Source organism: Lujinxingia litoralis (assembly GCF_003260125.1).
GTDB lineage: Bacteria > Myxococcota_A > Bradymonadia > Bradymonadales > Bradymonadaceae > Lujinxingia > Lujinxingia litoralis.
Window position 1 is genome coordinate 102,188 of the sequence record NZ_QHKO01000001.1, and the last position, 26,667, is coordinate 128,854.

The 26,667-nt window shown below is 64.1% G+C and carries 23 protein-coding genes; 13 read left to right on the forward strand and 10 right to left on the reverse strand.

Translation table 11 applies throughout. The features are described 5' to 3' along the window. Window positions 1-4: 4 nt before the first annotated feature. The 4 genes from DL240_RS00430 (at window position 5) to DL240_RS00445 (ending at window position 3,261) form a co-directional block, all read left to right on the forward strand. Window positions 5-547 carry a hypothetical protein gene (locus DL240_RS00430; RefSeq protein WP_111727882.1) on the forward strand — a complete coding sequence of 181 codons (543 nt, stop codon included), beginning with the start codon at window positions 5-7 and terminating at the stop codon, window positions 545-547. Window positions 548-871: 324 nt separating this feature from the next. Beyond that, complete coding sequence (locus DL240_RS00435) at window positions 872-1,402, forward strand: hypothetical protein (RefSeq protein ID WP_111727883.1); 531 nt, start codon at window positions 872-874, stop codon at window positions 1,400-1,402. Window positions 1,403-1,540: 138 nt separating this feature from the next. Next, complete coding sequence (locus DL240_RS00440) at window positions 1,541-2,020, forward strand: cyclic nucleotide-binding domain-containing protein (protein WP_158542253.1); 480 nt, start codon at window positions 1,541-1,543, stop codon at window positions 2,018-2,020. Window positions 2,021-2,112: 92 nt separating this feature from the next. Continuing rightward, window positions 2,113-3,261: an acyl-CoA dehydrogenase family protein gene (locus tag DL240_RS00445; RefSeq protein ID WP_111727885.1), complete on the forward strand. Its 1,149-nt coding sequence runs from the start codon at window positions 2,113-2,115 to the stop codon at window positions 3,259-3,261. Between the two features lie 78 nt (window positions 3,262-3,339). Here DL240_RS00445 and gcvPB read toward each other — a convergent pair whose 3' ends face one another. Both gcvPB and DL240_RS00455 read right to left on the reverse strand, forming a co-directional pair. Next, window positions 3,340-4,923, reverse strand: coding sequence for an aminomethyl-transferring glycine dehydrogenase subunit GcvPB (gene gcvPB, locus DL240_RS00450; RefSeq protein ID WP_111727886.1), 1,584 nt, complete (start codon window positions 4,921-4,923; stop codon window positions 3,340-3,342). 117 nt (window positions 4,924-5,040) lie between these two features. After that, window positions 5,041-5,862 (reverse strand): ParA family protein, encoded by an 822-nt coding sequence (locus DL240_RS00455; protein ID WP_158542254.1) that lies wholly within the window; start codon window positions 5,860-5,862, stop codon window positions 5,041-5,043. A gap of 276 nt (window positions 5,863-6,138) precedes the next feature. On the opposite strand from DL240_RS00455, the gene DL240_RS00460 reads away from it, so the two are divergent. Next, the gene (locus tag DL240_RS00460; RefSeq protein ID WP_146618017.1) at window positions 6,139-7,440 is read left to right on the forward strand and encodes a hypothetical protein; all 1,302 of its coding nucleotides are present in this window, start codon (window positions 6,139-6,141) and stop codon (window positions 7,438-7,440) included. Between the two features lie 412 nt (window positions 7,441-7,852). On the opposite strand, the gene DL240_RS00465 is transcribed toward DL240_RS00460, so the two are convergent. Both DL240_RS00465 and DL240_RS00470 read right to left on the reverse strand, forming a co-directional pair. Further along, complete coding sequence (locus tag DL240_RS00465; protein ID WP_111727889.1) at window positions 7,853-8,911, reverse strand: type I phosphomannose isomerase catalytic subunit; 1,059 nt, start codon at window positions 8,909-8,911, stop codon at window positions 7,853-7,855. Next, entirely contained in the window at window positions 8,908-11,244 is a 2,337-nt protein-coding gene (locus tag DL240_RS00470; protein ID WP_146618018.1) for a tetratricopeptide repeat protein, read from the reverse strand. The genes DL240_RS00465 and DL240_RS00470 overlap by 4 nt, the downstream gene beginning before the upstream one ends. Before the next feature lie 269 nt (window positions 11,245-11,513). On the opposite strand from DL240_RS00470, the gene DL240_RS00475 reads away from it, so the two are divergent. Continuing rightward, window positions 11,514-12,866 (forward strand): glutamate--cysteine ligase, encoded by a 1,353-nt coding sequence (locus DL240_RS00475; RefSeq protein ID WP_111727891.1) that lies wholly within the window; start codon window positions 11,514-11,516, stop codon window positions 12,864-12,866. 103 nt (window positions 12,867-12,969) lie between these two features. After that, complete coding sequence (locus DL240_RS00480) at window positions 12,970-13,623, forward strand: M23 family metallopeptidase (RefSeq protein ID WP_111727892.1); 654 nt, start codon at window positions 12,970-12,972, stop codon at window positions 13,621-13,623. 31 nt (window positions 13,624-13,654) lie between these two features. Here the strand turns inward: DL240_RS00480 and DL240_RS00485 are convergent, their stop codons facing one another. The 4 genes from DL240_RS00485 to DL240_RS00500 all read right to left on the reverse strand — a co-directional run bounded on the left by DL240_RS00485 (window position 13,655) and on the right by DL240_RS00500 (window position 18,916). Beyond that, window positions 13,655-14,377, reverse strand: a complete 723-nt coding sequence (locus tag DL240_RS00485; RefSeq protein ID WP_111727893.1) for an NAD(P)H-binding protein — start codon at window positions 14,375-14,377, stop codon at window positions 13,655-13,657. A gap of 42 nt (window positions 14,378-14,419) precedes the next feature. Continuing rightward, window positions 14,420-16,657: a transglycosylase SLT domain-containing protein gene (locus tag DL240_RS00490; protein WP_146618019.1), complete on the reverse strand. Its 2,238-nt coding sequence runs from the start codon at window positions 16,655-16,657 to the stop codon at window positions 14,420-14,422. Window positions 16,658-16,879: 222 nt separating this feature from the next. Next, window positions 16,880-18,352, reverse strand: coding sequence for a tRNA guanosine(34) transglycosylase Tgt (gene tgt / locus DL240_RS00495; RefSeq protein WP_199589686.1), 1,473 nt, complete (start codon window positions 18,350-18,352; stop codon window positions 16,880-16,882). Between the two features lie 324 nt (window positions 18,353-18,676). Then, window positions 18,677-18,916: a hypothetical protein gene (locus tag DL240_RS00500; RefSeq protein WP_111727895.1), complete on the reverse strand. Its 240-nt coding sequence runs from the start codon at window positions 18,914-18,916 to the stop codon at window positions 18,677-18,679. A gap of 297 nt (window positions 18,917-19,213) precedes the next feature. Here DL240_RS00500 and DL240_RS00505 point away from each other — a divergent pair, with 297 nt between their 5' ends. The 6 genes from DL240_RS00505 (at window position 19,214) to DL240_RS00530 (ending at window position 24,201) form a co-directional block, all read left to right on the forward strand. After that, complete coding sequence (locus tag DL240_RS00505; protein WP_158542255.1) at window positions 19,214-20,458, forward strand: serine/threonine protein kinase; 1,245 nt, start codon at window positions 19,214-19,216, stop codon at window positions 20,456-20,458. A gap of 129 nt (window positions 20,459-20,587) precedes the next feature. Continuing rightward, entirely contained in the window at window positions 20,588-21,364 is a 777-nt protein-coding gene (locus tag DL240_RS00510) for a hypothetical protein (RefSeq protein ID WP_111727897.1), read from the forward strand. Between the two features lie 12 nt (window positions 21,365-21,376). Further along, window positions 21,377-22,276 carry a GNAT family N-acetyltransferase gene (locus DL240_RS00515; RefSeq protein ID WP_111727898.1) on the forward strand — a complete coding sequence of 300 codons (900 nt, stop codon included), beginning with the start codon at window positions 21,377-21,379 and terminating at the stop codon, window positions 22,274-22,276. Window positions 22,277-22,341: 65 nt separating this feature from the next. Continuing rightward, entirely contained in the window at window positions 22,342-22,860 is a 519-nt protein-coding gene (locus tag DL240_RS00520) for a GtrA family protein (RefSeq protein WP_111727899.1), read from the forward strand. A 1-nt stretch (window position 22,861) separates the two neighbouring features. Beyond that, on the forward strand, window positions 22,862-23,323 hold the full coding sequence (locus tag DL240_RS00525) for a hypothetical protein (protein WP_158542256.1): 462 nt from the start codon (window positions 22,862-22,864) through the stop codon (window positions 23,321-23,323). 113 nt (window positions 23,324-23,436) lie between these two features. Then, entirely contained in the window at window positions 23,437-24,201 is a 765-nt protein-coding gene (locus tag DL240_RS00530) for a toxin-antitoxin system YwqK family antitoxin (RefSeq protein ID WP_111727901.1), read from the forward strand. 105 nt (window positions 24,202-24,306) lie between these two features. Here the strand turns inward: DL240_RS00530 and DL240_RS00535 are convergent, their stop codons facing one another. Together DL240_RS00535 and DL240_RS00540 are read right to left on the reverse strand one after the other, a co-directional pair. Next, the gene (locus tag DL240_RS00535; RefSeq protein ID WP_111727902.1) at window positions 24,307-25,275 is read right to left on the reverse strand and encodes an NAD(P)H-dependent flavin oxidoreductase; all 969 of its coding nucleotides are present in this window, start codon (window positions 25,273-25,275) and stop codon (window positions 24,307-24,309) included. Between the two features lie 90 nt (window positions 25,276-25,365). Next, window positions 25,366-26,649 carry a pyruvate dehydrogenase complex dihydrolipoamide acetyltransferase gene (locus DL240_RS00540; RefSeq protein WP_111727903.1) on the reverse strand — a complete coding sequence of 428 codons (1,284 nt, stop codon included), beginning with the start codon at window positions 26,647-26,649 and terminating at the stop codon, window positions 25,366-25,368. Between the last annotated feature and the right edge of the window lie 18 nt (window positions 26,650-26,667).

Here is a 26,667-nt window from a genome sequence, read left to right on the forward strand (position 1 = left end):
TCGGATGCAACGCCGCACCTCCCAGATCGCCTCCCAGGTGGCCGCAATGGCCATGTGCTTTGCCGTGGGCCTGCTCCTGGGCCCGCGCCTCTGCGCTCCTCCCACCCCCGATGCCGCGGAACCCGTGGAGTGCCCCCCGCCCACCGAGCGCATCGTCGAGGTCTGCCCCGAGGCGCCCGCAGAGCGCGAGAAGCCCTCGCCACAGCCGGCCAAACCCTCCAGGCCCGCCCCCGTCAAAAAGGATCCGCCGCTGCCTCCGAGCCCGCCGCCCACGTCGGCCGAAGATCGCCAGCGCCTGCTAAGCTGGGCCCGCGATCAGTCCCTCTCGCTGCAGGGATGCCCCCGCGACACCGGGAAAACCTACCGCCTCAGCGTTCATCTGGAGCTCGCCGCCGACCGCACCATTGAGCAGGTCAACCTCAACGCCGGCCCCGAAGAACTCTCCGAAGGCCTGAGCCAGTGCCTCCAACGCCGCATCGCCGCGTGGAAACTTCCCGACGATGTCGCCCCCTCCAGCCAACGTCTGGTCTTCGGGCTGACCCTCTGAGCCCTCCTCCTCCCTAAAGCTAGCCCTCCCCCGACGGGTCTCTCACGCCGCGCCCCTGTTGCGTGGGCGCCTCGCCTCAACACCCGCCGCCTCGGGAGAATAGCGCCCCCGTGGCCCCCGGCACCTCTCCCCGAGGCGCCTCGGGGACTCACCGCGTTACGCCCTCGCTATCCCGGAAGCCGGTTGAGCCCCGAATGTACGCGTGTGTTGCTTTTATGAACCGCAAACGCAAACACATTGCATTTACATCTTCATTCTACTACACAACAACATGCGCCGAAGCCCGGTGCCGAATTCCATCCCATTTCTCCCCCCGAGGATTGTATGCTGCTCACCCGACGTCTCTCTCTTCTTCTGCTCATCTCCGCCCTGACGCTTGGCGTCGCTGCCTGTGGCGAGGAGGACTCCCCGGTTCAGGACTCTGACAACCACGGCGACCACGGCGACCACGGAGACCACGGAGACCACGGAGACCACGGAGACCACGGCGACCACTCCGACGCCTACACGGTCGTACTCATCGACCCACAGACCGAGGATGTCTGGGCGGACACCCACGGTGATCACTGGCATGGTGATTTCCCCGAACTCTTTGTCGGTCAGTCCCTGGAAGTCGGTGTGGAGCTCTTCGACGAGGCCGGTGATCCGGTCGTGCTCGACGACACCACCCTCAACCTGGTCGCCCGCATTGCCCCGGGAAGCCCCGACACCGTGGTCGCCGTCGAGGTCCACGGAGACCACCTCGACGTAGAGGGCCTCGCCATCGGCGAAAGTGCCGTGCTCTTCGAGCTTCGCGCACAAGACGACGAGCTCCTCTTTGAGAGCCCGACGCTGCCGATCACCGTGGTTGAATAAGCCCGGCGCCATCGCGGTTATGTGTCCCCGAAGTCCCAAGACTTCGGGGATTTTTTTATGCTCTGGCCTTCCCAGCGCGTACACTCGTTCCTACTCTGCCCCGTGCATTGCAGGCCCCACCTCCCTCATGAGGAGCCCATGAGCTGGAAGTTTCTCGACATCTCCACATTGCGCGACGTCGATCTCTTTGCCGGCATCAGCGATCGCGCGCTGGAGTCGCTGCTGGCCATCACCACCACCCTTCACCCCAAACCGGCCGAGCTCATCTTTCGGGAAGGCGATGCGGGCAACGCCCTCTACATCATCCTGGATGGCGAGGTGCGCATCTCCAAAGACATTCACGGCGTCGGCGAGGAAGCACTGGCGTTTTTAAAAGCCGGCTCCTATTTCGGCGAGATGGCCCTTCTGGATGAACATGCTCGCCGCAGCGCGCATGCCATCGCCGGCGGGACCTGTCACCTGGGCGTGCTGGAGCGCGACGCCCTCCTGAAGCTGATGCGCGACGACCGCGACCTGGCCAATGAAATCCTCTGGAGCTTTGTGGCCACGCTCTCCGCGCGCCTGCGCGAGAGCAACGAAAAGATCGCGTTCTTTGCCATGAGCAACATGTTTGAGTGAGCCCGGCGCGGCCCGAACTCCTTGTTGCCCTGAGTCGGCTCTCGTACACTGGAGCCCTATCTAAAAACTCAGACGCCCAGGGAGACGTGCGCATGAAAAAGTATGCCCAGTTCACCGACGAGCACGACATCTTTCGCAAGGCCGTGCGCGACTTCTGCCTCAACGAACTCGCCACGCACGCCGACGACTGGGAAGCCGCGCGCGAGTTCCCCCGCGACGTCTTTGAACGCATGGGCGAGCTGGGGTTTATCGGCTGTCGCTACCCCGAAGAACTCGGGGGCTCGGGAGGCGACATCTGGCATACCGCGGTGCTGGCCGAAGAGCTCCCACGGGCCTCGATGGCCGGCCTGACCATGGCGCTTCTGGTCCAGAGTGACATGGCCACGCCCGTCATCGCCGAGTTGGGCACACAGGAGCAAAAAGAAGAGTTTTTAATCCCCGCCCTCCGCGGCGAAAAGATCGCCGCCCTGGGCATCTCCGAGCCCGGTGCCGGCAGCGATGTTGCCGGCATCCGAACCAGCGCGCAGCGCGAGGGCGACGACTTCATCATCAACGGCCAGAAGACCTGGATCACCAACGGCACCCGGGCCGACTTTATCACCCTGGCAGTACGCACCGACCCGGATAACCGTTACGGCGGCATCAGCCTCTTTCTCTTCCCGACCGATACGCCGGGATTCAGCGTGGGCCAGAAACTCGAAAAAATCGGAAACCACTGCTCCGACACCGCCGAGCTCTTCTTCGAAGACTGCGCCTTGCCGGCGCGCTACATGCTGGGCGAAGAGGGAGCCGGATTCTACTACATCATGCAAAACTTCCAGGGAGAGCGGCTGGTCGGCGCCCTCACCGGCATCGCCAGCGCTCAGATCGTGCTCGATGAAACGATCACCTACTGCCGGGAACGTCATGCCTTCGATCGCCCCCTCTCGGGCTTTCAGGTCACTCGCCACAAGCTCGCCGAAATGGAAACTCAGCTTGAGGCATGCCGTGCACTGACCTACCACGCCGCCCAGCTCTTCGAGCGCGGGATCCCCTGCCAGCGCGAAATCTCCATGGCCAAGATGCTGGCCGGCGAACACGCAATGAAGGTCATCGACGGCTGCCTGCAACTCCACGGTGGGATGGGTTACGTTGAAGAAGGCCCCGTGGCCCGCGCCTGGCGCGACGCGCGCCTCCTCTCCATCGCTGGCGGCACCACCGAGATCATGAAGGAAATCGTCTCCAAGGTCATGGGCCTCTGAACCTTCGCCCTCCGGCATAAAAAAGCGCCCCCTTGGCGGGGGGCGCTTTTTTGGTCACTATACTCGTATCGCAGAGCGTTAACGATTCTCGCGTTGCGCCTGCGCATGACGGTAGGTAAGCACCGGCCGGCGTGCCGCAGCCGTCTCATCCAGACGAGTGCGAAACGCATTATGCGGCGCCCCCTTGAGCTTCTCGGGCGCTTCCACCGCCTCACGGTGAATGGTCCGCATCACCGCGAGAAACTCATCCAGGGTGCGCAACGACTCCGTCTCAGTGGGCTCGATCATCAGCGCGCCCGGCACGTTGAGCGGGAAGTAGGTGGTGGGTGGATGGATCCCGAAGTCGATCATGCGCTTGGCGATATCGAGCGTGGTCGCACCACCGGCTTTATACGAGCTGTCATCAAAGACAACTTCGTGCATGCAGATCCCCGGGTAGGCCACGTTGAACACGTCGTTGAGCTGGCTGCGCACGTAGTTGGCATTGAGCACGGCGCGCTCGCTGACCCGGGGCAGATTGCTGCCGTACTCGCGCAGATACGTGTAAGCCCGCACGTACACCAGGAAGTTCCCCAGGAAGGCTTTGACCTTCCCCACCGAGCTCTCGTAACCCTCGCGCACGAGCCGAAAGCGGACCTCCCCTTCTTCGTCGTGGCGTTCGATCCGGGGCACCGGCAGAAAAGGCGCCAGGTCTTCACTCACACAGATCGGACCACCGCCCGGCCCTCCGCCACCATGAGGGGTCGAAAAGGTCTTATGCACATTGTAGTGCATCACATCGATGCCAAAGTCTCCCGGGCGAGCCTTCCCGAGGATGGCGTTCATGTTGGCACCGTCCATATAGACTTTGCCGCCCCCCTCATGGACGATCTTGCAGATTTCGGCGATTTCCCCCTCAAAGATGCCCATGGTGTTGGGGTTGGTGATCATCAACCCGGCCACCGTGTCATCCATCACCGCGGCCACCGACGCCGCACTGAGCGTCCCGTCCGGGCTCGAAGGCACCTCCACCACGCTGAACCCGTTAAATGCCGCCGACGCCGGGTTGGTGCCGTGCGCGGAGTCGGGCACGATGATCTTGGTGCGTTTCACATCGCCGCGCGCCTGGTGATAGGCGCGAATGCACATCAGGCCGGTAAGTTCCCCCTGGGCGCCGGCGGCCGGCTGCAGCGAGCACTGCGGCAGGCCCGCCACCTCACAGAGGAGACGCTCCAGATTCCACAGCAGCTCCAGCGCCCCCTGACACCATTGCTCGGGCATGTAGGGATGCAGACGCGCAAACCCGGGAAGCCGCGCAACGGCCTCGTTGATTTTGGGGTTGTACTTCATCGTACACGACCCCAGCGGATAGAACCCCGTATCAATGGCGTAGTTCCACTGGCTGAGCCGGGTATAGTGACGCACCACATCGGGCTCGGTCACCTCCGGGAGCCGGGCATCTTCGGTACGCATCAACCCACCGAGTTCCCCGGCCACATCGATGCGTTCGACATCCCAGTCGCTCTCCGAGAACACAAACCCGCGACGCCCGGGCTCGCTGCGCTCAAAGATCAGCGGCTCTTCAAAGTTCAACCCTCGCGACACACGGTCGGATGGTGAAACGGGTGCGTTATCGACAAAGGCATTCAGCCCCACAGGGACTTCCACAGGATGCTTGCTCATCGCGTCATCTCCATCGCGTTAACGATGCATGATATCGTTGCTCTCCGAGGGCCTCGGCGGCCCCCCCCTACGCTCTTAGGTCGACCGAGGGTCAGGCGCAAGCAACATCCCACCGGTTCAGGCCAGGCGCGCTATCACTTCGTCGGCCAGCGCCCGGTAGTGCTGAGCTCCGCGGCTCTGTGGAGCATGCTCAAAGATCGACTCTCCACTGAGCTGCGCCCGCGCCAACTGCGTGTTAATCCCGATCGACTGCTCGAGTACCAGGTCGCCCCAGGCCGCTTCGATGCTCTGAAGGATCTCCTGATTGATCGTGACGTTGCGCCCGTCGACCCGGGTGAGCACCACCCCCAGAATCTCGACACGGTGATGCAGACGGTCCCGAATTGTCAGCACCGTATCCAGGAGTTCATCGGCCCCCTGAACACTCAGCGGCGAGAGATCGGTGGGGATAAGCACCTGATCGGCGGCCAGCAGCGCGTTGAGCGTCAGGTTGCCCTTGTTCGGCGGGCAGTCCATCAGAATTACATCGTAGTGCGTGCGCGCGTACTCCAGCGCGTCACGCAGAAGGAGTTCTTTGCCGATCTTCTGGCTGATGCGGCCCTCGGCCTCGGCCAACCCCTGATCGGCCGGCGTCAGATCCAGCCGCTCAATGGTGGTGGCGCGCCTGGCATCGAGCACATCAAGTCGCTCATCGCTGAGCAGCACTTCGCTGATCGGCGTCGGCTCCGGCCCCACCGCAGGCAAGGCCGCACTCAAACTGGTGGAGCAATGCCCCTGAGCGTCGAGATCGATAAGCAACACCTTCTTATTGTGAAAGGTTGCCAGCCCACACGCGAGGTTGACGGCGGTCGTCGTCTTGCCCACCCCTCCCTTGACGGTCGCCACGGCGATCACCACCGCGTTGCGTTGCCCCCTGGGGTACCGCGACTCATTCTTCACCAGCTTTCGTAAGCCTGTACTGATCAAATTGCGCATGATGGCCTTTGCCAGATTTTAAGTCGTCATTGTTCCGACCCGGTCGCCGAAAAGACAACATAGAAGCGTTTGACTTACAAGGCGAAACCCGTATGATGGTCAGTCCTTTCAAGGGTAAACTGAACCCCCGCGTCTCAGCCTTCCGGCTGACCGTGGAAGCTCCTTTTGAGTTCGGCCTCGTTGCCGTCTGGAGCGTTCCATGGTCGGAGAGCTGACGCACCGATACACCGGGAATGTAACATGATGAAAACGACGAAATTATCGCTGACGATGGCGCAATGTACACGCCGCTTTCTGATGTCGCTGACGCTGATTCTGAGTGTGGCTGCACTCACTGCCGGCTGCAGCAGCGACGATGTTGCGGCCAGCACCTGCGTAACAGACACCGACTGCGAGTTGGGCACTGTCTGCGGCGCCAATAGTCTCTGCGTGGTCGCCGATTGCGAATTCTGCTCGCACGACCAGATTTGCCTGGTCACCGACGAGCGCCCCAATGGCTCCTGCTCGGCCCCCCAGTGCTACTCGCCGGACGACTGCCCCAATGGCGAGGCCTGCGTCAATAACGTCTGCGGAGGCTCCTCCGTAGCTCCCGAATGCCGCAACGCCGGGGACTGCGACGATGGCGAGATCTGCAACGCCGCCGGCGAGTGCATTCCTGATGGCTCCAGCGGTGGTTGTGAGAGCATCGACGACTGCCAGGCTGACGCCGAGTTCTGCGATCCGGCCTCCGGGCAGTGTATTCCGGTGGTGGACTGCCAGACGGTCGAATGCCAGCCCGGTGAGCGTTGCATCGAGGGGTATGGTACCTGCCAGCCCGACTGCACCCTGCCCGAAGCCAGCTGCCCGAGCGGTGAGTACTGTGACGAATCCACTGGCACTTGCAAAACCAACACCTGTGCCGATATCAGCCCGGATTCCTGCACTCCGACCCATCCGCTCTTCGACGCCAACGCCTGTGAATGCGTCCAATGCCTGACCACTAACGACTGCGGTAGTGGGCGCGTCTGCAACGGTGGAGTCTGCGAGCAGCAGCAGGGCTGCGCAACCCCCTGCTCCACCGACCAGCCCGGTGTCTGTGGCGCCGCCGGTGCCGGGACCCCTTACTGCATGGGCAACTGCTGTGTGGAATGTGTCGGCGCGGCTGACTGCTCCGGTGGCGAGCTTTGCATCGACGGCTTCTGCGGCCAGGCTCCCGACTGCAACGCCGACCCGACCGCCTGCCCGGCCGGCTACGAGTGCAGTGCCAGCGGCACCTGTGTGATCCCCAACGCCGGCTCCTCCTGCGACCCTAACGATCCTACCTCTTGCCCCTTCCCCGGCTTCTGTGACCCCGCCACCAACACCTGCTCGGGTGCCGGCGGAGACATGGGCTGCGGCATGTGCAACCCTGACTGCACCTGCGACGGCGGCCTGACCTGCGATGGCTTCTTCTGCTCGGGTTGCGATGGCAGCTTTATGAATCTTCAGGGAGGGTGCCCCGACGGGTTGTTCTGCGGCAATACCTTCGGATTTGGCAACTTCTGCATTCCCAACCCCTTCTAAACAAAATGAAGGTTTCGCCGAGTTGGTCCAGACTACGACCTAAGTAAGTCACAAGCCCCGCCCCTCCCACACGGAGGACGCGGGGCTTTTTGATTCACGCGCGTGCGTCGCGTGAACCGAGAGTCGCACAGATCGACGCCTCAGCTTGCGCCGTGATGGCGAACATCCCTGGCCACGCGAGCCTGTGCCCCCTCGTCGGACCGGCGACCTGCTGCCTGGGTGTCATAAGGCCTTACCGAGATATGAGCCGCGGCTCCGAGCGCCGCCCAGGTCTAGGTCGCCCCCGGGCACAAAAAAGCTCCGGGCTCTTCCCAAGAGAGCCCGGAGCTTTTTGTTTATCGGCGAGTGTCTCTAGCCGAAGACCCGAGCGCGTTCACCACGCCCTGATCTCCGCGTCAACACACGCTCGTGGTCAAACCGGCGCAACCTCGGCACCGACACTCACCACTCGGAGATCGCGCAAGAGCAGGTCGCCGCCCAGCCCTGCTACCGCAAGTCGGGCATCCCTCACCTGCCCCTGGACCCGCCCCAGCGCCGCGGGCACCACGACTGTTTGTCCCGCCTTCAGCTCAAGTTTCCCGCCCAACCCGTCGTTCAGCGAAAGCGCTCCGGCTACACAGTAGATCACCTGCGCCGAGCTCCGAGCGATCTCCCAGCTTACATCGGCCTGACCGGCAACGTGGACGGTCTCCAGCCGATAGCCCGGGGCGTCCACGCGCAGCTCTACCCCCTGCCCCAGCGCTATCGGTGCGAGCGCCACCTCGGCAGAGGGGCATAAACGGCTCACCATCATGGCCTCATCAAGATGCAGCGCACGCAGCTCCCCGTCGAGACCGGGACGATTATAATCGTAGACCCGGTAGGTCGTATCGGAGGGTTCCTGAACTTCGAGCAGCGCCACCCCGGCACCAATCGCGTGAATTGTGCCCGGACTCACGCGTACGACCTCTCCTGCACGCACTTCCTCGTGATGCAGCACCGCTTTGAGCGTGCCCTCTCGCGCGGCCCCGGCAAATGCTTCGGGCAACACCTCCCCGTTGAGACCATGCACGATGGAAGCACCGGGTTCGGCATCCAGAATCATCCAACACTCATCCTTGGAATGAGCGCCCGGCAGCTCGGCCAGATGCTGCTGCCCCGGGTGCACCTGCACACTCAAGTCCGCGTTGGCATCCAGCAGTTTCACCAGAAGCGGAAAGCGCGCGGCGTCGGGGGCCGCCGTACCCACGAGCTCTCGCCCCCACATCCCGACAACTTCGGAGAGCGTGCAACCTGCCAGGGGACCGGCGGCCACGCTCGATTGCCCCTCGGGCAAATCAGCAACCTCCCAGCTCTCGCCATAGCGGCCCTGAGCCGGCAGCTCCTTTCCAAAGAGGTCGGCCAGCTTGCGTCCGCCCCAGATCTTCTCGATCAGCACCGGCTGCATCTGGAGCACATGAAGGGGAGCTTTTTTTACGGCATGTTCGGTCATAACAACTGCGTGGGTACGCTCTCGCCACCCTGCGGCGAGAGCAGGTTCTGAATGAGTTCATCGATCGTGGAGTCCTCAGCCAGCTCGCCCATCAGCTGGGCGCGCATGACCTCTTTTTGGAAGGTCTCCATATCGCCCTCGGCCCGCGCCGCCAAGCCCAGGAAAAGATGAGCCAGCGCACAGATATCAAATCGCGTCGACCTCAACCCCAGCGTAACCGAACGTTTAAACAAGCTCCTGGCGTCTTCGAGTTCGCCCACCCGGAAGAGAAAGTGCGCCAGCCCAAAGGCCGCATCTGCCGCCGCGCTGTAGTTGCCGCTGGAGAGACGCGCCTGCAGATTAGCCTGTAAAATCCGCGGCGCCCCGCCCAGGTAAGCCTCGGGACGCCTGGAGGTATCGATATCGCCGTAAAGCCCACTGAGGTAGTCGTAGACCTGACTGGTCGAGGTGTAATCGTTGAACGCCGTCATCGCATTGAGCGCTTCGATGCCGTGTTCAAACGCGGCCTGAGGTTCATCGCGTCCCATCTGCACAATAGCCAGGTAGAGATCGGCGCGCGCCTTTCCGTAGCTTGCCCCATTCTCTTCAAAAAGCCGCCGCGCCTCCAAAAACGCGATCATCGCCACGTCGAACTCTCGCTCGCCCATGGCGTTCCACCCCTGGAACATGCGAACGCCGGCCATGGAGTCCCTATCATTGCGACCGAGAGCGAGCATCTCGCTGACGATGCGTGAACTCAGCTCCGGGCTCTCAACCACCGACCAGTAGATTCCGGCGAGGAGTCCGATAGCGTCGCCCTGGCAGTTGTCGGGGCAGCTCTCCACGATCTCATCGATCACCTGACCGGTGCGCTCAAAGTCACCCACCGACGCGCTCATTTCGCCGTACATGGCCAGCGCCGAGAGGTAGCTGGTTTCCGGGCGTTCGGCCTGTCGGGCCTCCAGATAGGCCCCGGCAGCACTGTGCGCCGCCTGGGGCTTCTCCAAAAAGTCGAGCAGGCGCACCCGAGTGCCCAGCGCGTTGAGATACGCACGCTCGTCTCCGGCGGCCATGGCTTCATCCTGGAGCACCAACCAGAGAGCCTCATCGTAGTGCTTCATCGCCGCCCAGCGCATCGCGTACTGGTCGCGTGCGTGCCATCGCCAGGGGCCCTCGATCCGCGGATCGCGCAAGACGTCATGCAGGTGAGCCAGCGCCTCGGCATTCTGACCTCGATACACCATCAACGAGCCCAACACGGTGGCTCCCACCTGGGAGAAATCTTCGCTACTAAGAAGATCGATACGCCCCATATCCACGCCCCCCTCGGGCGGAGCGGCGACCATGCCGGTACCCAACGCCGGGCTCAACCCGGTGTAGTTGATCACCAGATGGGCGCCTTCTTCATGCTCCACCCGGGTCAGCCCCACCAGAAGCGCCGGCCGGTTGTTGCTCTCGGCCAGTCGGCTCCAGCGATGGAAGTTGGGATCGGTGGCATCCACCGCGTCGTAGAAAGGCTCCACACTGACACGCGCCCCGGGCATGCGATCGACGTAGGCCTGTAGGTAGGTCACCACCCGCTCGGTGAGTTCATCATTCCCCTCCACAGCACTGACGTAGATCACCGCCTCGGCCGGGGCATTGCCAAAGGTAGGCTCGGCAAAAAGTGCCCGATCGCCAACGGCGATCGTCCCCGCCCAGGGATAATCGCTGTGTCCAGGGCGCAGCCGGCAGGTACTGGCTTCGGCCTCTACCTCGACCACCATGCACACGCCCAAAAGACGCCGCGTAAGCAGGTCTGGCGCCTGCCCCTCGACCTGACCAGGGCGCAAGATCATGTACATATCACCACGCTGCACACCATCGACGCCCCCGAGGTCCATCCCCAGATGCGTGGGACCGCGGAAATCAACCTCCGTCAGCGTCCCCACGCCCTTGCCCATCTTCTCGCGCTCGCCATCGGCCCCGACCGGCCGCAGCGCCAGCACATCGGAATCTGGGAAGGTGTAGAGCGGATGCACCCGCCAACTTTCCTGACTCTTTTCGACGACCTTTCCGACGAAGAGTGCCGGCGGCGCGGTATTCTCCATGGGCCAGACGCCGTCGTAGCGGCCGTAGACGCGCTGCCCCACCTCTAAGTCCGCGTCACCGACCACATAGAGAAAGCCGTCTTCGCCTCGCGCAAACCGGGCGTCCTCATCCGGGCTCTGCGCCGCGGCTGGAGAGGTTTCAATGGCTGCGTCCGACCAGGCCACCGGCCCTCGCGGAGCACTGGCGCAGGCCGATCCCAGGCATACCAGCGCGCCCAGCACACACACCTTCCATCCACCGGGCACACCTTTTTGACACGTCATGCATCCTCCAATTCGTCGCGTCCGATTCGTCGTGCACATACTAAGCACAGCGCGGGATTCTCCAGCAAGCGCCCGGAGAAGCGATAATCGTCCCTTCCCGGGAAGTTTTCGACACTCTCGTTGCTTGTCTGTGCGCGGTTGATCCCCAGGCCACGCATCTTCTAGTGTGACCCGCCACCAGGCGGCCCTCACCGGGCCGACCGCCAGACCTGACGCACCCTTGAGGTACGTTCCCCCCCCTCTTCATATCTTTCCCCGAGACGCCGTACATGTCCCGCGACCAGAGCATCGACACATCGCCCATTGTTGACCGCGAACAATTGTTGGATTTTTTCCGTGCCGGTGAAAAAGATCGGCGCCACCGCGGCGTGGGCACCGAACACGAGAAATTCGTCTTCAAGGTGCCCGGCCAGCGCGTGGCCTCTTACGAAGAACCCGGGGGAATCGGCGAGTTGCTCGAAAACCTGGTACGCCACCACGGCTGGGAGGCCACTGCGTTGGACCGGGGACACCTGGTAGCGCTGGTGCGCGACGGGGCCGCCATCACCCTGGAGCCCGGCGGCCAGTTTGAGCTCAGCGGGGCGATCTTTAAGACGGTGTTTGATACCGCCGCCGAGATCGACACCCACTTCGCCGAGGTCAAAGCCGCCGGCGGCCCCGGGTTGCGCTTTGCCCCCTGGGGCCTCAACCCGACCTACGACCTCGACCAGGTCCCCTGGATGCCCAAAGCCCGCTACGGCATTATGCGCAACTACCTGCCCACCCGTGGCGACCTGGCGCACTGGATGATGAAGGGCACCTGTACCATTCAGGCCAACTTCGACTACGTGAGCGAAGACGACGCTGCCGACATCATCCGCACCGGCGTGCTGGCCAGCCCGCTGGTGGGCGCGCTCTTTGCGAACAGCCCGGTGCGCCTGGGCAAACCCACCGGTATGCAGTCTTTCCGCAACCACATCTGGACGCGCACCGATCCCGATCGCAGCGGCGTCCCGGCGTTTATGTACCGCAACGACTGGGGCTACTCCGACTACCTGGAGTACCTGCTCGATGTTCCGATGTTCTTCATCCGCCGGGAAGAAGGCTACATCGACCTGGCCGGGTACTCCTTCCGCGACTTTGTCGAGGGCAAGCACCCCGACTACTCGCCGGTGCTCGGCGACTTTGAGCTGCATGCCTCCACGCTCTTTCCGGAGGTGCGCCTCAAGCAGTACATCGAGGTGCGCAGCGCCGATGGCGGGCCCCGCGACTTCATCGTGGCCCTTCCCGCGCTCTGGAAAGGCCTGCTCTATCACGAGCCGAGCCGTCGCGCGGTCGTCGATCTTTTTCACCCCTTTGATGAAGCGAAACATCGCGAGCTCTACCTCCAGGCGATGCACGGAGGCATTCACGCCGAGAGTGCCTACGGTCCCATCGCCGAGCTGTCCGCCGAACTCGTGGCCATCGCCACTCGCGGGCTGGAGGCGCTCGCCAGCGAGTTCAACCACCCCAGCGAAGCCACCTTCCTGGATCCGCTGCGGACGATCCTGGAGCGCGGCGAATCGCTGGCGGACCGCTTCGCCCGCGACTTCAACGAGGTCGAGGGTGACCTCGAAGCGCTTCTGGGCCGCTGGGCCATCTAGAAAATTTAAATAAAAACGGAAACTTACACATTCTCTTCAACACGAACCGACCCTCTTCGCCCCGAAGACGGTCCGAACTCCCCCGTTGTTGAAGAGAACAGGTATGGTCCGACATCTCCTCTCGGGCACGCTCCTTGCCGTGCTCGCTGCGCTCGCGTTTGTGCTGGTCTCCTCGGTCGGCGCGACAGCCCCCCTCTCCAACGCCTCCCCCCAGGCGCATCCCGCGCCCACGACGCCGGCCCCGGAGGTCGCCGAGCTCTCCCTTCCCTGGGAGTGTTCGGCGGCCTACCGAGTCACCCAGACCCATGATGTCGGCAGCCATAAGGGACTGGGACGCTGGGCCTTTGACTTCGATCTTCCCGAGGGCACGCCGGTCAGCGCGCCGGCGGCCGGAGAAGTGCGCATGGTCCGCGATGACTCAACTCGCCATGGATGCGGCCCGGAGTTTGGCTGGGATGCGAACTACGTGGTGATCGATCTTCTCAACGGCTACGACGCGCTGCTCCTTCACCTGGAGGCTGACTCGGTCACGGTGAAGCCCGGCGACAAAGTCGAGGCCGGCCAGGTGGTAGGTCGCGTGGGGAACTCAGGCTGGGTGTGCGGCACGCACCTGCACTTTCAGATCCAGCGCAGCTGCTCCAGCTGGTGGTGCCAGTCGGTGCCAGCAGAGTTTGCCGACTACCCGGCCCCATCAACCGGCCAGGAGCTCACCCGAGGCGTCTGCGAAGCCCCCGGCACGGTGGTGATGGCAGACTGAAGCCCCCCAGACAGCGAGGAGGTCGAGCGCATCACGCCTGAGGGCGCTCCTGACGAAGCTGCGGGGGCTCCACGACCAGCGCATCTTCTGAGGCCTCCAGGGCTCGGCGCACCAGCGCACCGCCCAGCTCCTGAGCATCGGTGGGGGCATAAGCATCGTAGAGCGTTTTACCGCCCAGCGCTCTCACCCCTTTAAAGAGCGCGCCCGAGACCACGCCGGCCACCCGCTCCAGCGGGCGGCTCTCTTCGCGGTCGGGCCCGGTAATCAGACCGGGGCGCGCGATCAGATACGCCAGGCCGCTGGCGCGAACTGCCTCTTCGGCTTTCCACCGCGCCCGGTAATAGGCCGAACGCGAGCCCGGACGAACGCCCAGCGCCGAGAGGTACACAAAACGCGCCGCAGGCGCGCTCTCCGCACAGGCTTCGACCAGGAGCCGGGTCAGCCCGAAGTCAATGGCCTCGTAGCCGGCATCCGCCTCGCTCTGACGATCGCGGGCACGGGTCGTACCGATCAGGCAAAACACCAGGTCCGGCCCGATGTCCGCCAGAGTCTGACGCATCGCCGCCGGCTCCCAGGCCGTCGTATCCACCTGGGCGCCCTGCCCCTCAAACTGGTCGCGCCAGCGCTGCAGGCTTGCGGAATCCGGACGCACATGCGCGACAACCTCCACGCCCTGCGCCGCCAGAATACGCACCACCTGCTGCCCGGTGTAGCCGGTGGCTCCGGCCACAAATGCCTTTCTCTTTTGCGTCATCCCAGCCTCATCCCGAACCCATAACCCATTGAATATTCGACACTAATAACCCACATCATCCGGAAGATCGACCTCCCGGGTGAGCGGAAACATCCGGTCCAACCACATCCCGCGTCGCTCGGCATCGTCTTCATAGATGTAGAGGTAACGCAGCATATGTTCGGTGACCTTTCGGGCATAGTTTCGCCCCTCGTTGTACTCAAACTCTTCAATCAGCCCGGCAAAATCATCGCCGGGGTTCTTGTCGACCCAGCGCTTGATCACCTGGGGACCGGAGTTGTAGGCGCCGGCCATCAACACCAGACGCTGGTCAAACACATTGAGGAGACGGCGCATGTAGTAGGCGCTGAATCGAAAGCCGACCTCGGGGCGGTGAAAGGTGCGCACCTGATACTCGGTGCCCAGCTCATCGGCGATGCGGCGAGCGGTCGCCGGAATCATCTGCAGCGCTCCCACCGCATCGGTATGCGAGATCTGTCCGGGACGGTAACGCGACTCCTGGCGCATGATCGCCCACATCAACTCCGGGGGTAACTCAAACTCCCCCGCGGCCCTCTCCACCACCGGGCGGTAGGCCCGCGGGTAGGCCATGACTGTCTCGATGGCCGAGGTATCCGGAAGCCGGGGCATCGCTGAGATCGACCCGCCGGTGACCTCGTTCCACATGGTGTGATAGTCGCCCACGTACTGCCCCAGCGCGTGAATCCACTCCAGACGCTGCGCCTGAGGAGCGGCAGCGATCATGCGGCGTCGCATCGGCAAAAACACCCGGCGCGCCCGCTCCGGCTCCCCGAATGCAACAAGCCAACGGACGTGCTGCCAGCGTTGGCGATCGGATGCGCCCAGCCGATGTTCGGGAAACGCCTCCACATTGACCCGCGGAGTATCATCGGCCTGTCCGGCCCCCTCCGGCCACCAGACCCGGGAGGCTGTGGGGTCCTCACCCTGGATCTGTGCCCGCAGCTGCTCGCCAAGCATCCCGTAGTAGGTCACCGGATAGCGTTGCCGCAGACGGTCCAGACGAGCCAGCGCCCCCTCCGGCTCCCGCAGTTTCAGATGCGCATAGGCCTGCCAGTAGAGGGCCTTGCCCTCGACCAGCATGTTTCCGTAGCGGTAGAGGCGCTCGTAGACGTCGATGGCCTCCTGCCACTGCCCCTCGCGCAGATGCGCCCAGGCCCAGAACCCCAGCACCAACGACGAACGCGCGGTGCGGTAGCCCCGCTTGTCGATATAGCGACGAAAGCCCTCAATGGCGCGCTCATTTTCGCGATGATCGTAGGGAAGCCAGCCTCGGTAATAGTCTGCCGCCTCCGACCAGGTGCCCCGGGGATAGCGCGCCTGATAGGCCTCCAGCGTGTCGAGTGCATCGTCGTAACGCTCCTGGCGCATCTGCGCGCGGGCATACTGATAGTGGGCCGGCTCCGCAAAGCGACTGCGCCCCGCGGCCAGTTCCCCGTAGAGCGCTTCGGCGCGCTGCGGATCATCGCGCAGACGATTGAGCGCGATGTCGGCCAGGTGCCAGCGTACCCGGGGCCCCTCCTGGGGATGTTCGGCGAAGGGCTCAAGAGCCACGCGTGCCCCGGCGTAGTCCCAGGCCTCGTAGAGCGCCAGCCCCCGGCGCACCTGCTGCGCGTCGTCGAGCTCCGACACCGTCACGCTTAAGCCCGCACGGCGAGTGGCATCTTCGGCCGGGTAACGGGTCAGCAACTCGCGCGCCCGGGAGCGCGCCTCGGTGCCGCGCCCGCCGGCCAGCGCCAGATCGTGGCGCAGGCGCGCCCGGCGCGCGGCCAGATAACGTGCATCCGCCCGACGCCCGGACGGCTCCGCTTGCCCGAGCTTGCGCAATTGGGCCTCGGCATCGGCGATGCTCCCCAGCAACACCAGCGCCTCGGCCCGCTCCAGCCCCGCGGCGAAGCGCTCGGTGGCGTCATCACTCTCCTCGTACAACCAGCGCAACGCCTCCACCGCCACATCCAGGCGACCGGCGCCGAGGGCCGCATCGGCGAGCAGGCGCTGACGCAACTCTTCGACCGGACCGAAGCTCGGCGCCTCCTCCACCGCGCGCAACACCCCGACCGGGTCTTTATCCACCTCGGCTCGCCAGCGCTGATAGTCCTGCGCCAGTTCAGCGGGCGGCTCCTCGCCGGCCGATACCGGCATCGCCACGGCCACCACCCAGACCATCGCCAGCGCGGCCAGTAGCAAGGACCATCTTCCCCCACGCTTCCCCGGCGTATCCGCACCGTCGACAGGTTCGCTTTTCACTCGGATCGGATTCACGGACACTGCCCTCGTCTAAAGTCTTCGAAACACACGTCTTCGCGTGCACGCCCCCCGGTCCTCTTGAGCGCCGGTGCCCGCAAAACCACGCAACGCCCCCCACACCCACCGCCGCGGCCGAATCAACGCACGGGCGCTCGCCAGTCCACCCGGGGAGTCGCCCCCCCATTTGCGAGCGCCTTGCCAGCGGACACGCCCGGCGCTCCCCTTCTCAATGCCGCCTTAGGCCTTGGGCTTGGAGCCGCCGCGTCCGGAGTGCTTCTTACCCGACTTTTTGGCGCCGCCGGCCTTGCCCGAGGCTTTGGATTTGCCCCCCTTGGACCCGCGGGGAGCGTGCTTCGCCCCCTTCGCCCCACTCTTGCGCTCGTTGCCGGAGCCCTGGCGGTGCTCCTTCATCCGCTCCTCCGGCATGCTGACCTCGGCGTCACGGCGCGAGCGCCGGCGGTTCTCCTCCACCGCCGTGGGCGGTACCACCGAGTGGATAGTCTTCCAGGGAAGATCGTCGCCCTCGTTTTCGCTGACGCCGAGGACCTCTTCGAGGTCGAGCTCTTCTTTGCGATCATCCGAGAGGTACTCATCGAGAAAGGCGCGGCGGAAACTCTCAAAGCGCCCCTCTTCAATGGCCTGGCGCATCGCGCGCATCAGGTCCTGGTAGAAGGTGATGTTATGCAGGGTGGCCAGAACCGAGCCCAGGATCTCTTTGGAGTTGATCAGGTGGTTGATGTAGGCCCGGCTGAAGTTGCGGCAGGCGTAGCAGTTGCAGTTGGTATCCAACGGGAACTTATCGGCCTTGTAGCGCCCCTTGGTCACCCGGTAGCGCCCATGACGCGTGAAGATGATTCCGGATCGGGCCAGACGGCTGGGCAGCACGCAGTCAAACATATCAACGCCGCGGGCGACCGCTTCGACCAGGTCCTCGGGATAGCCCACGCCCATCAGATAGCGGGGCTTCTCCGCGGGCATAAAGGGCTCAGTCTGATCGATGGTGTCCATCATCAGCTGGTGGCCCTCCCCCACCGAAAGCCCGCCAATGGCGTATCCGGGCAGCTCCTGCGAGCAGATAAGCTCCACCGAAAGACGGCGCAGGTTGGGGAAGGTCGAACCCTGCACGATCCCGAAGAGCGCCTGGTCGGTACGGGTATGCGCCTTCCGACAACGCTCCAGCCAGCGCGAGGTGCGGTACACGGCCTCCTCAGCCAGGTGATAGGGCGCCGGGTGGGCGACCACGTGGTCAAAGGCCATGATGATATCTGCGCCCAGGCCTTCCTGAATCTGCATGCTGCGCTCGGGCGTCAGCTGAATGGCCTTGCCGCCCTTCTTAAACGCAAAGGTCACCCCCTCTTCCTCGATCTCGAGCTTCGGGAGCGAAAAGACCTGAAAGCCGCCGGAGTCCGTCAGGATCGGCGCATCCCAGCCCATCATCCCGTGGAGCCCCCCGAGCTTTTTAACGATCTTGGCCCCGGGCGCGATGTTCAGGTGATAGGTGTTCCCCAGGCAGATCTGGGCCCCGGTCTCCCGCAAGTCGCGCGGAGTCATACCCTTGACCGTCCCCCGGGTGCCCACCGGCATGAACGCCGGCGTCTCAAAACTTCCGTGGGTTACGGTGACCCGACCGCGGCGCGCGCGCCCGTCGGTGCATTTCAGCTCAAAGCTCAACGCCTGGGAAGGGGCGCGTTCCTGATCGATCTGTGTCATCCTGGCAACATCGGTGTGAAGTGTGGTGTTAAACGTGCATCGGGCTTGCGGGTTGCGTCGTTTTCGCAACCTCTGGTCGCGCCCAAAATGCCCCACCTGGCACATGCGACGCAACCGCAGGGCATAACTTCTTGTTCGCGAGACGCGGGAAACGCCCCCTCCCCCCTTTGGGCCCTCCCGAGAACTCGGGATTTGAGAAAGGCGCTTTCCGAAACGCGCCGCGCAGCCGAACCCGGGCCCTCGAACACAAAAAAGCCGACCGGGAGAACCCGGTCGGCTTTCAAAACCTCGAAACGCCGAAGCGCCTCCAAGATTTTGCAGCGATCACTCAGCGGCAGCTTCTTCGGCCGGAGCTTCTTCGCCACCTTCTTCAGCCGGAGCGGCTTCTTCAGCAGCGGCTTCTTCGGCCGGAGCGGCTTCTTCGGCCGGAGCAGCTTCTTCAGCCGGAGCGGCTTCTTCAGCGGCGCCTTCCTCGGTGGGAGCGGCTTCTTCGGCCGGAGTCGGCTCTTCGCAGCCGGTGAACGCCAACATAGCGATGAACATCAGGGCAACAAGACGGAACATGTGCGACCTCTTTTTTTGATTCGATACGACTTCGCGATCTCGCTTTAACAGCACCTGCTGCTAAAACGCCTACTTTTCGGGAATAAGCTGATTGACGCGGCCTGTCAAGAAAGCCTCCCGGGAGTCAAATCTGCCGCGTTCCACCTGATACGTCGTGGGCCCCACGCCTCGCCCCGACAAAACTTCGCCCCTCGACGCGCCTGCCGGGGGTCGCCTAAGCGCCCCCTGATGTGCATACTGGTCGCTCGACCCGGTATGGACGACCGTCGCATACGTCGCTCAACAAAGGATGCAGCCGTGATCGTCGGCAACTACAGAATTGGCCGCGTGCTCGCGCGCGGGGGCATGGCCACCGTGTACCGTGGCGTCTACCGCCCCACCGGCATGCCGGTGGCCATCAAGGTGCTCAGCGAGGAGAGCGCCCGCGACGAGGTACTGGTCTATCGCATGCACCAGGAAGCTCGCATTCAGAACATGCTCGGACGACAGCACCCGGGCATCGTCACCTGCTATGAGCCCCTGGTCGTCAAAGACCGCCCGGCGATGGTGCTGGAGTTCGTCCCCGGCCGGGCCATCGCCGACATCCTCGACGAGGAGGTCGAGGTGGTCGAAGCGCTGGTCGCCATCGACATCGCTATCCAGGCCCTGGATGCCCTGGCCTACGCTCATCATCACGGCGTGGTGCACCGCGATATCAAGAGCGAAAACATCATGGTCACCCCCGAGGGCCGCGTTAAAATCGCCGACTTCGGGGTCGCCCGGGCCGAAGTCGGCAGCAAAAACAGCCGCGTGACCGAATCCCGCGACCTGGTCGGCACCATGGTCTACATGGCCCCCGAACAGCTCACCAGCCCGCGCACCGTCGACCATCGCGCCGACCTCTACAGCCTGGGCGTCACCCTCTACGAAATGCTCACCGGCGAGGTCCCCTTTGATGGCGACGAGGGCTACCCGCTGATGAAACGCATTGAGCAGGAGCTCCCCGCCGACCCGCGAACCCTGCGCGAGGATCTCCCGGAATGCCTGGTCGAAACAGTGATGCGCTCGCTGCACAAAGAGCCCGACGAGCGCTATTACTCCGCCGGCGAGATGGAAGCCGCGCTGCGTCGCTGCCGGGTGGCCATTCGCCGTGAGCTTGCCCACGAGGATGACCTCCCCGATCCGGGGCGCGCCCGCGGCGGCGATCCCCGCGGCTTTGAGCCCACCGAACCCTCGCCACTGCCCGAGCCGCGAGCCTTTGGCTACCTCGAAGACCTCTCGGGCCGACTGGTGCCCGGGCGCATTTTACTGCGCCGCGCCGGCTTAAAAATCGGCCGACACCCCGGACGTTGCGACATCATCATCCCCGATGACGCGGTGGCACCGGAGCACGCGCTGATCCTGCCGCTGGAGATTGGCGAGGTGCTGCTCATCGACCTTTTAAGTCCCTCGGGCATCACCGTCGACGAGCGGCGGATCACCCGCCATGTGCTGCGCAACGATGAAGTCTTCACCCTGGCCCAACGCTGGCCCTTTCGCTTCCGGGTCACGATGCGAGGCTGATCCGGCCCGATGCCCGGTTGTCGCGCTGGCTCACCGCCACTATACTCGGTTCTCGGGCGATCGAGAGGACCGGCGCCCCTGGAGAGCTTCACGTGGATCGGCCTGCGCCGAAGGTTTAGGAGAAAGACCGTGTCCAACCAAAAATGGGCCAGCGACGACGACGCCGGCGATCTGCTCGCCGGCATTCTGGATGATACCGCCACCGAGGCCGAGCTTGAGCAGCAACGCATCGCTGCGGAGATCGCCGCGCGCGACGAAGAAGAACGACGGCTCAAAGAAGAAGAAGAAATCCGTCGTCGCGCCGAGGCCGAAGCGCGCCTTTCCGCCGAGAAAAGCCGGCTGGAAGAGGTCGAAAAACGCCGCACCCAGAAACTCGAAGCGCTGCGCATCGAAGAACTTAAAGAGAGCGGTCAGTGGCAACCTCCCGAAGAGGTCAAGCAGGAGGCTCCGCCCCGAGCCGCCGAACAGCCGCCTACCGCGCAGGCTGCTGCCGCACCGGCGGCCCAGGTGCAGAGCGCTCTGCAATCTCCGGCCCAGGCTGCCCCGGCAAAGTCTAACACCACGCAGCTTCTCGTCCTCGCCGCGCTCCTGGTAGCGGTGATCGGCGCCGCCGCCGTGGCCTTCTTCCTGATGCCGGCCGGTTACCAGGTCGACAACACCACCTACGCCAAAGCGGTCTACAGCCCCACCGAGACCCAGGTGAGCGTGGTCGAGCTGGGCTTTAATCCGATCCCCGAAGCCGAACCTGAGCCCGAGCCCGAACCTCGCCGCACCGTGCGCCGTTCTTCCACGCGCAAGTCCTCCAGCGGCTCCTCGCGTCCGGCACGCTCGACGACCAAAAAGACCGAGAAGAAAAAGAAAATCGACATCGATCTCGACTTCGATCCCTTCGGCGGCGGCTTTTAACCCGGCGGCTTGATGGCGACCTTTTACGCCAACGAAGCGTCGTACCCGGCGCCCGTCGAGCTGCGAAACCGGCATCGACGGGCGCTGACCTCTTTTCTTGAGCAACGCCCCGACGCCGATCTCTTTCAACTCTGCTGGCTGGAGAGCCACGGGGTTGAGCCCCATCAACGCGGACAATTCCGATTTCTGGGATTCTTCGATTCCGAGCAGCAGCTCGACGCGGTGGCCCTCGATCTCTCCGGCCGCCTGGTGATGGTGGAGTCCTCGCTTGAGGCGCGAAACGCAGCCTTCGGCAGCTACTTTCGCCGGCAGGGAACCCTCTTCCAACACATCGTCTCGCGCCGGCCCTGCGCCCGGGCGTTCTGGCAGACCTATGCCGCAAACGCTTCCGACGACGGACCCCAGATCCGCGCCCGCCTGATTCAGGACCAGCAGCTCTACCGCCTCAAGCCCGAGGATCTAAGCGCCGGCACCCAGCGCTCCGGGCTGCGCCGCGCGCAGGTCCAGGATCTGGAGGCGATCTTCTTGGCCAGCGCGCGCATGCACCGCGAAGAAACCCTGGAAGATCCCCTGCAACGCGATCCCGAGGGTTTTCGCCGGCACGTACGCTACCGCATTGAAAACGCACGAACCTTTGCCTGGTTCGATGAGCGACGCCTGCTCTTTAAGGCCGACCTCTCCACGCGCGGCTCCTACGGGGCTCAGATTTCGGGGGTCTACACCGACCCGCTCTTCCGCAATCAGGGCATCGCCACCCGCGCCATGCGCGACCTCTGCGCGCTGCTCTTCGCCGAGGGCGTTCCCCGCATCACACTCTACGTCAATCAATCCAACCTGCCGGCCTGCCGGGTCTACCAGCGCGTGGGATTTGCCTATCGCGAGCCCTACCAGACGATTTTTATCGCCGATTGAAGCACACGCTTAACATCGCTAGGGTGTGCGGCGACTTCATCCGTGCCGAAAGGACGCCTGGCCCCATGACCATCGACCCCCTGGACATCTCCACCGAACGTGAGCTCGCCACTGTGAGCCCCTGGCGTGAACATGGCGCCCGCCTGCTGATGTTTGGTGTGGTGGGACTCAGCGGTGTGGGCGTAAATCTGGCCGTCTTCAAGCTCTTTTATCTGGGGCTGGTTCCGGGAGGACTGGGCGAAGATGCGCGCTTTTTGCTGGCCAATCTGGCCGGCATCATCGTCAGCATTTTTACCAACTTCCTGCTCAACGACCGCTTCACCTGGGGCGACCGCCAAAAAGGTTCCCGACGCGACTGGTGGCGGCGCCTGATTCGCTACTACCTGGCGGCCTCAGGAGCCGGCGCCGTACAAATGGTCACGGCCTGGGCCAGCCTCCCGCTGTGGGTGATGCTCAATCTCAATCCCGGCGGCTACAAACTGGCCCCGACCCTGGGCGTGCTTACCGGAATCGCCTGCGGCATGGCATTGAACTTCGTCGCCAGCCACTTCTGGGCCTTCCGCGATGCCGAGACTCCGAACTGATATGCGCCCTTCTACGCACCATCCAGGTTGGCGAGCGATGCTGATCAGCCTGGCGCTGATCGCGCTGGGCGCCTGCGCCAGCACCGAGCCCACCACACCGCGCGCGCGCCGGGACGCTTCCTCCGAGACCCTCATCGGACGACCGCCCCCCGCCGCCGGCGATCCCTTCCTGCAGGCAGCGCTCCCCCCGGATGCCGAGCCTGCCGAGGCCCGCGGCCATATCGAACGCACCTCACCACGCACACCGGCCTGCTTCTCCTGCGTTAAGCTATGCAAACCCGGCGATCTCACCCCAGAATGCAGCGATTCGCCCGAAGATCTGATCTGCGGCTGGGGAGCCCATCCCGACGATATCGCGGCCCGCGAGCGTGCGCGCGCCCACTGCGAGGCCACCCTCGATCTGGCGCGTCGCGACAAGGGCTATCCCATCGAGGGACAGTGCCCCCCGGCAACCTGCTGGTAAGGTTCGCGGCCCTTCGCATCAAATCGTGTTGAATACCCCGCACCGTGCCGCGTCAGACCCGATAGCAGCCCCTTCGTTGGCCTCCTCGGACCCTCTCGACAGCGAGCCCTGTCATGAAACACTCCATCCTGCGAACTTCACTCTTTGTCTGCACGCTGGTCGCCGCCTGGTCACTGACACTGGGCGCCGCGATCTCCACGGCGGAAGCGCAGTCTCACGCGCGAAGCTCCGAGCGGCGCACAACCACCACGACAACCACCACCCGCTCCGAGCGGCGCGTGCGCAATGTCCGCCCGAACCGCGATGCCCGGCGCGGCCGCAATGACCGAAACAGGCATCGGAACCGAGATCGCGGGCGCAACGACCGCCATCACCACCGCAACGACCGCCATCATCACGCCCGTGACCACCGACGTGGGCACGCCCATCACCCGGCGCGCCACTACCGCACCCGCTACGACGTCTACGACGGACGCCGACGCTCGCGTATCCACCGCCGCTACCATCACTACCCGCGCCCGGTGCACACCGAGCACCATCACCACCACACCGAAACTCAGGTCGTCATCGTCGAGGTCGACCGCTACGCCAACTCCGATCTCAGCTGCCCGGTGCGTACCCGACTGGTGACCTCCCGCGATGAGCACTACTGCGCCACCTCCCGGGGCACGCGCCACGGACCCTACGTCCGCTATCACTCCAACGGTCAGGTTGCCGAAGAAGGTGAGTACGAAAACGGCACGCGCATCGGCCTGTGGACCCAGTGGCACGCCAACGGGGAACCCTCCAGTGAGGGCGAATACCACCGGGGCTCGCGCACCGGCGCCTGGGTTCGGTGGACGCGCAATGGCCTGGAAGCCAGCGTTGTGACCTACTGAGACACCTCGGCAAACTCGTTCATCGGTAGCCAATAAAAAAGCCCCGGGTGCTTGTGCACCCGGGGCTATTCTATTGGTTTTGCAGCTCAACCTACCTATCTGGGCTTACTTCAACTCGGCGGCCATCTGCGCGATCGTGTCGCGATACTCGCGCTCCAGTCGTTCGACCAGCTCCGCAACCGTGGGCACATCGGCGATGGCGCTGACGCCGTGGCCGGCGGACCACACCGTCTTCCAGGCCTTCGCCTCGTCGTTCACCGTGAGCTTCCGGCCAAAATCCACGGCCGACGGATTCTTCAGCTCGGCCACATCGTAGCCGTTGGCCGCCAGACTCTGCTGCATAAAACTCGCCGGCACGCCACTGACCGCCGGGGTGTGCACGATATCTTCGGCCCGCGCCTCGCAGATCATCTGCTTGTACTCAGGCTGCGCGTTGCTCTCTTTGGTCGCGATAAAACGCGTGCCCATATACGCCAGGTCAGCTCCCATCGCCCGGGCCGCCGCCACATCGCTGCCCGTCGACAGGGCACCGGCCAGCAGAATCGTGCCTTTAAAGAAGGACCGAATCTCAGCCATCAGCGCAAAGGGATTAATCGTCCCGGCGTGACCGCCGGCCCCACCGGCGACCAGAATCACACCGTCCACACCGGCCTCGGCGGCCTTCTCGGCGTGGCGACGGTTGGTGATATCGTGAAACACCACCCCACCGTAGCTGTGCACCGCGTCAACCACCTCTTCGACCGCTCCCAGCGAGGTGATCACCAGGGGCACCTTATGTTTGACACACACCTCCAGGTCGGCCTGCAGCCGGGGGTTGGAGCGATGCACGATAAGGTTCACGCCAAAGGGGCCGCAGGGGGCCTCGGGGTTGGCCTGGCGGAACGCCTCCAGCTCCCCTGTGATCTTGACGACCCACTCCTCGAACCCCTCGGTCGTCCGTTGGTTCAGCGCGGGGAAGGTCCCGGTGAGGCCAGCCTTGCAGATTGCAATCGTCAACTCATCCCCGGAAACCAGGAACATCGGCGAGGCAACGATCGGAAGGCGAGTATTTTTAAAGATCTCGGGCAGGGCCATGAGCGACTCCTTTAGGGGCTCAAAAGAGATGGGTCAAACGCAATGAGGGCGGCTCATCAGGCCGCCCTCATTAGAACTTCATTTTGATGCTCAGACCAGAAGAAGCATCGGTTGCTCTAGATTACGGCGCAGCTCGTTGAGGAATTCCGCTCCCAGCGCCCCGTCGATCACGCGGTGGTCGCAGGAGAGCGTGACCTTCATACGGGTCCCGACCTGCAGCTCGCCATCGACGACCACCGGCACCTGCTGAACCGCGCCACAGGCCAGAATCGCGGCGTCCGGCGGGTTGATGACCGCCAGGAAGTTGTCGATATCGTACATCCCCAGGTTGCTGATCGAGAAGGTATGTGCGCTGTACTCCTCGGGCTTGAGCTTTTTGTCACGAGCGCGACCGGCCAGCTCCCGAACCTCGCGGGCAATGGTACCCAGGGACTTCTGATCGGCGTTACGCACGGTGGGCGTGATCAGACCATCTTCGATGGCCACGGCCACCCCGACGTTGACCTCATCAAACGCGTAGAGCGCTTCGCCGGCAAACCCGGTGTTGACCTTGGGGAACTTCGCCAGCGCGGCGGCGGCCGCTTTGACGATAAGGTCGTTGACCGACACCTTGTAGCCCGCCTCGGCCGCTTTGAGCTGCGCGTTAATATCCTTGCGCACCACCATCGCCGCAGCCATGTCGATGTCCATCGTCAGGTAGAAGTGCGGCGTGCTCTGCCACACATCCACCAGACGCCGGGCAATCGTCTTGCGCATCTGGCTCATCGGCTGCTGCTCGCCGGGGACCTCGCTGAGGCCGGCGGCCGCGCGAAGTTCGCCGCTCGGCGCCGCACTGACTGGAGCGGCCTGGCGGGTGGGCGCGGCCTGAGCCGACTCAATATCACGCTTGATGATGCGCCCGCCGGGGCCGCTGCCGTTAATGCTGCCAAGGTCCACGCCCTTGTCTTCGGCCATCTTGCGGGCCAGGGGGCTGGCCTTGATGCGGCGTCCGTCCCCACTTTCAACGGGCGTCTCTTTTGTACCTGTGTCAGCTTCCATCGCCGGCGCAGCGGGTTCGGGCTTGGCTTCCGCCTTGGGCGCGGCCTTCGCGCCACCGCCACCGCCCAGCTCCGAAAGCAGGCCGGAGATGTCTTCTCCTTCTTCGCCGATGATGGCCATCGGGTCGCCCACGCGCACCGTCTGCCCCGGCTCCACCAGGAGCTTGAGCACGGTCCCCGAGAAAAAGGACTCCATCTCCATGGTCGCCTTATCGGTCTCGACCTCGGCCAGGACGTCGCCCTCGTTGATTGCGTCCCCCTCAGCCTTGTTCCACTCGGCGAGCGTGCCCTCTTCCATGGTGGGGCTGAGCGCCAACATCTCCATCACTTCTGCCATCGGTGCCTCGATATGCTT